Genomic DNA, 8,400 nt, shown 5'->3' on the forward strand with positions numbered 1-8,400 from the left:
CGCCAAAGGGAGGGGGTGTAGTGCCGAGCCATGCTCGGCAGGGGCTTTTCCCGAAACCCATCAGCACGCGCAGGTTTGGGGGAGCGGCGTCAGCCGCGAAGCCCACAAACCATCAGATTGCGGGAATTTTGGTGATTCCAACATCACCAGCTTCGCGGCTTACGCCGCTCCCACAAAAGAAACCGGAGCGGCAGCGCCGGTAACGCCCCTTGCCGAGCATGGCTCGGCACCTGCAGTTGGGCGCTTATTTGACTTCGCTGTTGATCTTTTCCAGGTCCTTCTGCAGGTCAGCCATCAGCGGGGTCATCTTCTGCTGGATGGCGACCATCAGGTTCTGCATCAGTGCCGGGGTCTTGTCGAGCAGGCTCTGGCCTGCCGGGCTCTCGTAGAACTCGGCCATCGCCAGCACGTCTTCCTTCGAGAACGACTGCTTGTACAGATCCACGTACATCGGCCGCATCTGCGACCACGCCAGCGCCTGCCGCAAGGTCTGCGAGGTGCGCTGCTGGATGCGTTGCAGCCCGGCCTTCTGCTCGGCAGTCAGTGACTGCTTCTGGGCGATCTCGGCGAACTGCTGTGCCTGCATGGCTTCCATCTGCGGCAGCATCGCGTCGAGCATGTTCTGGGCGCGGGAGGCGGCCAGCAGGCGGTTGACGTCGGCATCGGTGGCAGGGGCCGCCCATGCCGGCGCGATACCGGCAAGCGCCAGGCTGGCGGCGACCAACAGGGGCGCGCAACGGGTACGAAGGGTCTGGCGGCAGCGCTGCATGGGTCGTCCTTGTGATGGGCTGTGCTTGAGCATAACCGCGGCCTTGCCGGGGCTGAATACAGGTTTCTGACTTTTGGGCGCAGGTGAGCAGGCAGTTGCGAGTGTCGAATTGCGCTGCGGTGCATTGTTTTTAATGAAAAATTTACATTTTGTGTTCCTGCTTAACATAATTTGATGACAGGAAGCTTACTGAAATTGAAAAAAAATAGAGACGAGGGTCACGTTTCTATCTATGCTTGGCACTAGAAGTTGTACACAGGGGGAGTGCGTGGTCTCGCAAGCCACGTACTCGCAACAACTAGGGAACTGCGATGGACAGTCTGTTCGAGGGGCCGACCGTACTCGTCGTGGCCAGCTGGGTGGCGATTCTCACCCTGCTGTTGGCCACGGTATTGCTGTTGATCATTGTTTTTCTGCGGGTAAGGGCGCAGCGCCGGGAAAAGCGCGATACCCAGGCTCGGCAGCACTGGAACGATGTCCTGCAGCGCGAGCTTGCCGGTGAAACCGTGCCGGTGCACCGATTGCAACGCGGTGAGGTCATAGGCTTCATCGAAGCGTGGAACAGCGTCTGCGAGAGCCTGCCGGAAGCGTCGGTACGGCGCTTGGCGCCGCTCGGCCATCGGGTGGGTCTGGAGGAGGCGGCGCAACGCATGTTGCGTGGCAGCTATCACGACCGCGCGATGACCATCATTGCCCTGGGCCATCTGCGCGACCGGCATCTCTACGACCTGTTGGCCAAGTTCCTCAACGATCGCAGCCCGATTGTCTCGCTGTGCGCAGCGCGGGCATTGGCGCAGGTGGATCCGCCGCGCGCCATGTCTGCCTTCGTGCCGATGATCACCGAACGCGAGGACTGGGTGCCGGGCAGCGTGGCGCGGATCCTGGCCGAGAACGAGGATGGCAGCGCCGCACGCGAGATCAGCAATGCACTGTTGCGTGCCAATGCCGACTCCACCGTGAAGCTGGTGCGCTTCCTTGCCGACATCGATCCGCAACGTGCGGCGGTGGTGGTGCGGCAGTTGCTGGAAGGGCACGTGGATGACCACATCATTTCGGTCTGCCTGCAACTGATCAACGATCGCCAGGATCGTGAGCGGGTCATTGGTTTCCTCACCGCGTCGCGTTGGCATGTGCGCATGCACGCGGCAGCCGCCCTGGGTCGCATCGGCGAATCTGGTGATGCGCGGCGACTGGAAGCATTGCTGTCAGACAGCGTCTGGTGGGTGCGCTATCGCACCGCGCAGGCCCTGTTCGGCTTGCCGGGCATGGGCGCCGATGCACTGCGTGAAGTGCAGTCGCGGCAGAGTGATGGCTACGGGCGCGACATCATCGAACAGGTGCTGTCCGAGAACGCGATGAGGAGTGCGACATGAACGCTTATTGGCAGATGCTGGTGAGCTACGTGCAGCAGATTCCGTGGGTGAGTATCGCCGACTCGCTGCAGTGGTTCTTCATGGCCTACTTCGTCGCGATCAACCTTGCCTACCTGTTGCTGAACTACATCTCGGCCTACCAGATCGTGCGCTACATGCGCGAGTACCGGGCCAATTACCTGCCGGCCGGTCTGCGCGAGTACCAGCCGCCGGTGAGCATCATCCTGCCGGCGTACAACGAAGAAACCTCGGTGGTTTCCTCGGTGCGCTCGCTGCTCAAGACCAGCTACCCGGCGTTCGAGATCGTGGTCGTCAACGATGGCTCCAGCGACCGTACCCGCGATGCGTTGATCGAAGCGTTTGGTCTGGTGCGGGTGCCCGAGGCCTATCGCACGCGCCTGCAGACCGAGCCGGTGCACGGGGTGTATGCCTCGGCAAGTTGCCCGCGCGTGCGCATGGTGGACAAGGAAAATGGCGGCAAGGCCGATGCGATCAACGCCGGTATCAACTGCGTCCGCTATCCGCTGTTCTGCGTGGTTGATGCCGACAGCATCCTGCAGCCGGAGAGCCTGTCGCGGGTGGTGCGGCCGTTCCTGGAAGACAGCCGTGTGGTTGCCAGCGGCGGCGTGGTGCGTGTGCTCAATGGTTGCACCGTGCGTGACGGCATGCTCCACAAGATCGGCCTGCCGAACAGCTGGCTGCCCAGCTTCCAGCTGGTGGAATACCTGCGCGCCTTCCTGTTCGGCCGCATGGGCTGGTCGCCGATGAACGCGCTGCTGATCATCTCCGGTGCCTTCGGTGTGTTCTACAAGGAACGGGTGATCGCCATCGGCGGTTACCGCACCGACACCGTCGGCGAGGACATGGACCTGGTGATCCGCCTGCACCGCAACCTGCGCGAGGAGAAGCGCGACTATCGCATCGTGTTCGTGCCCGACCCGGTGTGCTGGACCGAGGCCCCCACCGACCTGTCATCACTGCGCAGCCAGCGCATGCGCTGGCAGCGTGGTCTGGCCGAAAGCCTGTGGACCAATATCGGCATGCTGTTCAACCGCCGCAGTGGCGCTGCCGGCTGGGTCGCGTTCCCGTTCATGCTGTTCTTCGAGTTCCTGGGGCCGATCATCGAGGTCGTGGGCTATGTCTCGATGATCGTGCTGGCCCTGTGCGGGCTGGTGCAGCTGGATGTGTTCCTGATCTTCCTCGCTGCGGCAGTCGGCATGGGCATCCTGCTCTCGGTCAACGCGATGCTGCTGGAGGAATTGTCTTTCGGTCTGTATTCGCGACCGGCGCAGCAACTGCGTCTGTTCGTGGTGGCGATCCTGGAGAACTTCGGCTACCGCCAGGTGAATTCGGTATGGCGTTTCTCCGCCACCATTCGCTGGATGTTCACCCGTCGCAAGCGGCATAGCTGGGGGCGCATCAGTCGTGATGGTTCCTGGCAGCAGAGCCACAAAGAAGAAGTGCCGGTGGCGGTGGCAGTTGCATCGTCAGTGATCAGCGAATCGAGTATCAACAAATGATTGCCAGGAACCGTTCCATGACCCAGCACCATCCCCTCCGTGCTCCGCGGCATGTGCTGTCGCGTTGCCTGTTGCTCGCCCTGGCCGCTGCACCGCTGTTGGCGTTCGCCCAGGAAGCACCGGACAGCCTGACCCTGCAGCTGCAGCAGATACGCGAGCAGTCCGAGGCCAATAATCGCGCCGCCACCATCGCCCGCTACAGCGCGCTGCTGAGCGAGCATCCGGGCAATGGCGATGTGCTGTTGGCGCGTGGCCGCACCTACGCCTGGGACGGCCAGTACGCTGCCGCCGAGGCCGATCTGCAGCAGGTAGTGAAGAACAGCCCGACCTATGCCGACGCCTGGTCGGCACTGGGCGACATGTACCGCTGGAGCGACCGTCCGCAGCAGGCCGCCGATGCCTACTCGCATTGGATTGAACTGGCACCGCAGGACCCGGCAGCACGCATCGCGCGAGGCCGCGAACTGCGCGCGCTCGGCCAGACTGCTGCCGCGCGTGCCGATTTCGACGCCGCCGCCACGCTGGGCGCGGATCCAAAGGAAATCGCCGAGCTGCGCCTGAGCCTGTTGCCGCGCATGGCCAATCCGGATGCGGTGGCGGCCGATGGCTACCGTTGGGGGGCGAGCGTGGGCTGGGATCACACTCGCTTCAGCGGTGACCGCGATAGCTGGAACGACAACGATCTGACCCTGCGCCGCTACTTCCCGCGCGGCTCGCTGGGTCTGGAACTGCTGCGCGCTGATCACTTCAATACCTCCGATACCGCCTGGGCGCTGGACGGCTACGCACCGCTATGGTCGCGTGCCTACGCAAACCTGCGTTATCAGCGCGGTCCGTCCAGCGGCGTGCTGCCCAAGCAGAGCTGGCGCGTGGAAGTGTTCCAGGGCGTGGGCAATGGCTGGGAACTGTCGGCCAGCGTCGACCAGCTGCGCTTCTCCGACACTACCGAGTTCTACGGCGTCGGCGTCGGCCGCTATGTCGGCAACTGGTATGGCCGCTACAAGCTGCAGCACGTGCCGGGTGTCGGTTCGGGCAGCTGGAGCCATCGCGTGTTGCTGCGCAATTACTACAAGGGCGATGCCGACGACTACCTGGAAGTCAGCGTCAGCAGCGGCCGCAGCACCGACCTGGACCGCTTTGGCGGCGTGGTGCGTGACAACAACGCCGCCATCGGCGTTGCGTGGCGGCATCAGGTCACGCCCAATTGGGGCTTCAAGCTGGGCGCCGGTTATGCCGACGACGACAGCGGCTTCAATGAGCAGCGTTTGTCCGGCTCCATCTATACGCGCTGGTGAGGGAGCAGCTGACGATGATTTCCACGCATGACGGCGGCGCCTGGGCGCGCTTCTCTTCGGCATTCCCGGTGTTGCTGCTTGCGCAGGCGGTGCTGGTCGCGATGGCGGTCAGCAGCGGTGTGGCAGCTGCCGGCGGCAGTACGCAGACCGGCGCGATTGTCGGTATTGCCGGTGCGCAGGCGCTGCTGATGCTGCTGCGCTCGGTGCCGATCCTGGTGCTGTTGTCGCTGCCACTGCTCGCGATCAAGCGCGCCTTGCCGCGATACATCGCGCTGGGCTTGCTGTGGTCGTTGTTCATCGTGGTGCAGGTGCTGCTTGATCAGTATTTCCAGGTGGCGCATGTGCCGCTGGGTGCAGACCTGTTCGGTTACAGCCTTGCCGAAATCCGCACCACGCTGGCCGATGGCGCGCCCTTGGGGTTGCGTGGCGCGTTGGCGATGGCACTGCCGCTGCTGGTGTTGTGGGCGGGCCTGCTGTGGCTAGCACGACGCGATGCGCGTGGCTCCACGGTGTGGAGCACGGTGTGGTTGGTGGCTGCGGGTGTCGCGTGGATTCTGCCGCTGCCAAGCGGAGCGGCGGCGTTGAAGGACGTTGCCTCGCGCGACCTGGCCTGCAACAAGCTGGCCTGGTTCGGTGGCGATGTGTGGCGCTGGTTCAAGGGCGAGTCGGATGTTGCAGTGGTGCCGAGCGCGATTGCCAGCACCGAGGCGCCGTTGGATCCGAACTTCCCGTTCCTGCGCCAGGAGCAGACGCCGGACACATTGGGCCCGAATTTCTCGCCGACCAGTGATGGCCGACCGCCGAATGTCGTGTTGATCGTGGTCGAAGGTCTGGGCCGCTCGTTCTCCGGCCCGCAGGCATCGCTGGGCAGCTTCACCCCGTTCCTCGATGAGTTGGCTGGGCGCAGCCTGTACTTCGACAACTTCCTGGCCAACCAGGGCCGCACCTTCGGTGTGCTGCCGAGCCTGATTGGTTCGGCACCGTTCGGCGACGAGGGCTTTACCGGGCTGGGTGATCGCATGCCGGCGTATCCCGGCTTGTTCAGTGTGCTGCGCCAGCAGGGCTATAACACCGCCTTCTACAACGGCACCGACACCAGTTTCGACAACGAGCGCGCCTACATGCAGGGCCAGCAGGTACAGACACTGGTCGACATGAACAACTTCGGTGCCGCCTATCAACGCAATCCGTTCAGCGCCTGGGGTTACCCGGACAAGGAACTGATCTCGCGGGTACTGGCCGACAACGACAGCGTGCAGGTGCCGTTCCTGACCGCGATCCAGACGATCTCGATGCACACCAGCTACGAGTTCCCGGATCAGGACGTGTACCGCAAGCAGTTCGAGCAGCGCCTGCAGCAGCTGCAGGTGCCCGAGGCCGAGCGTGCCAGCTACCGCGCCAGCACCGATATCTACAGCACCATCCTGTACACCGACGAGCAGCTGCGCCGCTACTTCGCCTCGGTGGAAAAGACCCCGTGGTATGCCAATACCATCTTCGTCATCACCGGCGACCATCGTCTGCCGGAGATTCCGATGGGCGAACATGTGGACCGCTACCACGTGCCCTTGATTGTGTTCTCACCATTGCTGAAGCAACCCAAGCGCATCCGCGCGGTGTCCTCGCAATTGGATGTGACGCCGTCGCTGATGGCCTTGCTGTCCAATACCTATGGGTTGAAGCGGCCGGCGCAGACGCCGTGGCTGGGCACCGGCCTCGACATGGCCGAGAGCTTCCGCAGCAACCAGCAGTTTCCCTTGAAGCAGACCAAGACCAGTGCGCCGGAATATCTGGCCGGGCGTTGGTGGCTGCATGACGGCAAGTTGTACGAGTTGCAGGACGGCATGCATCTGGCAGAAGCCGACGATGCCAGCGTGCTTGCATGGGCCAAACAGCGATTGCAGCGTTACACACAGGCCAATGCGATCTTCATGCAGAAGATCGCACTGACGCCGGAAGGTGCGACGCCGAAGTTGGTCGCGTACAGCGCGCCTGCGGCTGCTGCCGACGTGGCGGCGGCACCGGTAGCGCATGGTTTGTCGTTGGCCTCGGCAGACGTTGCCACCGTTGCTGATGGCGTGCAGCTGACGGCAGTGTTCAGCAGTGGCGATCCCAAACCAAGCCGCTTGTTCGTGCCGCTGGCGGTGATGTCCGCCGAGGACGGCCGCGAACTGCAGGAAGTGTATGGGCAGGCAATGCAGCTGCCGCCAGGTGGCAGCCAGCAGGTGCAGTTGCAGCTGCGCCTGCCGCAGGATTGCGGTGGCCGCTGCTACGTGTCGGTGTTCCCGTCCGATCCGGACAACGGCAAGGCGATCGGACAGGGCCGCTATCACCTGCAGGTGGGCGCCGCTGCAGGCGTGGAGAAGTCGCAATGAGCCGCGCATTTGGCCTGGGCCTGCTGGCCGCGCTGTGTGTGCTGCCAATGGCGCAGGCGGCAGCGGCCAGCCGCGCGATCTGGACCTGGGAGGCCGAGTCGTACGCGATGATCGAAGATCCGGCGGTCGCCGATGAGGCGGTGGCGTATCTCAAGTCGCAGCGTATCGACACCGTGTATTTGTATGCCGACGCCTACAAGGACCGCAACCTCATCGTCGAGCAGCCACAGTTGTACCGCGCCTTCATCGAGCGTTTGCACGCCAAGAACATGAGGGTCTACGCCTTGCTGGGCTCCTGGTACCTGAGCACACAAAAGTACGTGTTGCCGGCGCACCGCAAGGAGGCCGAGGCGATGTTCCGGCGGGTGGTGGACTACAACGCCTCGGTGCCGGAAGCCGCGCGCTTTGATGGCGCCAACCTCGACATCGAACCGCATATCCTCGACGAATGGGATGACGACACGCGTGCGGACTTGCTGATTGGTTTCCTCGACATGAGCGCGGCGGTGATGCGCATCAAGCAGGAGAGCGGCGCGACCTTGGCGGTTGGTCCTGCGATTCCGTTCTGGCTGGATGGCATCGAGGTGGATTGGAATGGACGTCATCGTCCGGTCAGCGAGCACACCATCAACATCTACGACTACGTTGCGTTGATGGATTACCGCGACAAGGCCGAGGGCAGGGACAGCATCCTGTCGCACGCCGCCAGCGAGATCGCCTATGCCAATGAAGTCGGCAAGAAGGTGGTGATCGGGCTGGAAGTCTCATCCAACGACATCGACAAGGTCACCTTCCATGAAGAAGGGCCGAAGGTGTTCGAACAGGAAGTGCGCAAGGTGGAACGTGCGCTGCGTAACGAGCCCTCGTTTGATGGTTTCGCAATCCATCACTACCGGGCCTACCGGCGTTGGGCGGGGCAGTACTGGGAATGAATGGAACCCTCCCTTTTGCGTTGGCTGTGCTCCCTCCCTTGCGCGCAGCGCAGGGGAGGGCCGGGGAGGGGTGCTTCTAAAGCTCCAGCCACGCAGCAAAACCCAGCCGCGAAAGGCACCCCGCCCCCACCCCGGG

General features: G+C 63.3%; 6 protein-coding genes. 5 read left to right on the plus strand and 1 reads right to left on the minus strand.

The annotated features are described in order from the left end of the window. Window positions 1-244: 244 nt before the first annotated feature. A complete protein-coding gene (locus QMX78_RS18345; RefSeq protein WP_282272241.1) occupies window positions 245-769 on the minus strand; it encodes a DUF2059 domain-containing protein in 525 nt (174 codons plus the stop codon). A gap of 311 nt (window positions 770-1,080) precedes the next feature. Here QMX78_RS18345 and QMX78_RS18350 point away from each other — a divergent pair, with 311 nt between their 5' ends. Genes QMX78_RS18350 through QMX78_RS18370 form a run of 5 tightly spaced genes read left to right on the plus strand, consistent with a single transcriptional unit; the run spans window position 1,081 to window position 8,264 of the window. Continuing rightward, window positions 1,081-2,142 carry a HEAT repeat domain-containing protein gene (locus tag QMX78_RS18350; protein ID WP_282272243.1) on the plus strand — a complete coding sequence of 354 codons (1,062 nt, stop codon included), beginning with the start codon at window positions 1,081-1,083 and terminating at the stop codon, window positions 2,140-2,142. After that, window positions 2,139-3,662 (plus strand): glycosyltransferase, encoded by a 1,524-nt coding sequence (locus QMX78_RS18355; RefSeq protein ID WP_282272245.1) that lies wholly within the window; start codon window positions 2,139-2,141, stop codon window positions 3,660-3,662. The genes QMX78_RS18350 and QMX78_RS18355 overlap by 4 nt, the downstream gene beginning before the upstream one ends. A gap of 17 nt (window positions 3,663-3,679) precedes the next feature. Next, complete coding sequence (locus QMX78_RS18360) at window positions 3,680-4,957, plus strand: YaiO family outer membrane beta-barrel protein (protein WP_282272247.1); 1,278 nt, start codon at window positions 3,680-3,682, stop codon at window positions 4,955-4,957. Window positions 4,958-4,971: 14 nt separating this feature from the next. Beyond that, a complete protein-coding gene (locus QMX78_RS18365; protein WP_282272249.1) occupies window positions 4,972-7,332 on the plus strand; it encodes an LTA synthase family protein in 2,361 nt (786 codons plus the stop codon). Beyond that, window positions 7,329-8,264 (plus strand): hypothetical protein, encoded by a 936-nt coding sequence (locus QMX78_RS18370; protein WP_282272251.1) that lies wholly within the window; start codon window positions 7,329-7,331, stop codon window positions 8,262-8,264. The genes QMX78_RS18365 and QMX78_RS18370 overlap by 4 nt, the downstream gene beginning before the upstream one ends. Window positions 8,265-8,400: the final 136 nt, after the last annotated feature.

This window comes from Stenotrophomonas sp. PS02298 (genome assembly GCF_029959445.1).
GTDB lineage: Bacteria > Pseudomonadota > Gammaproteobacteria > Xanthomonadales > Xanthomonadaceae > Stenotrophomonas.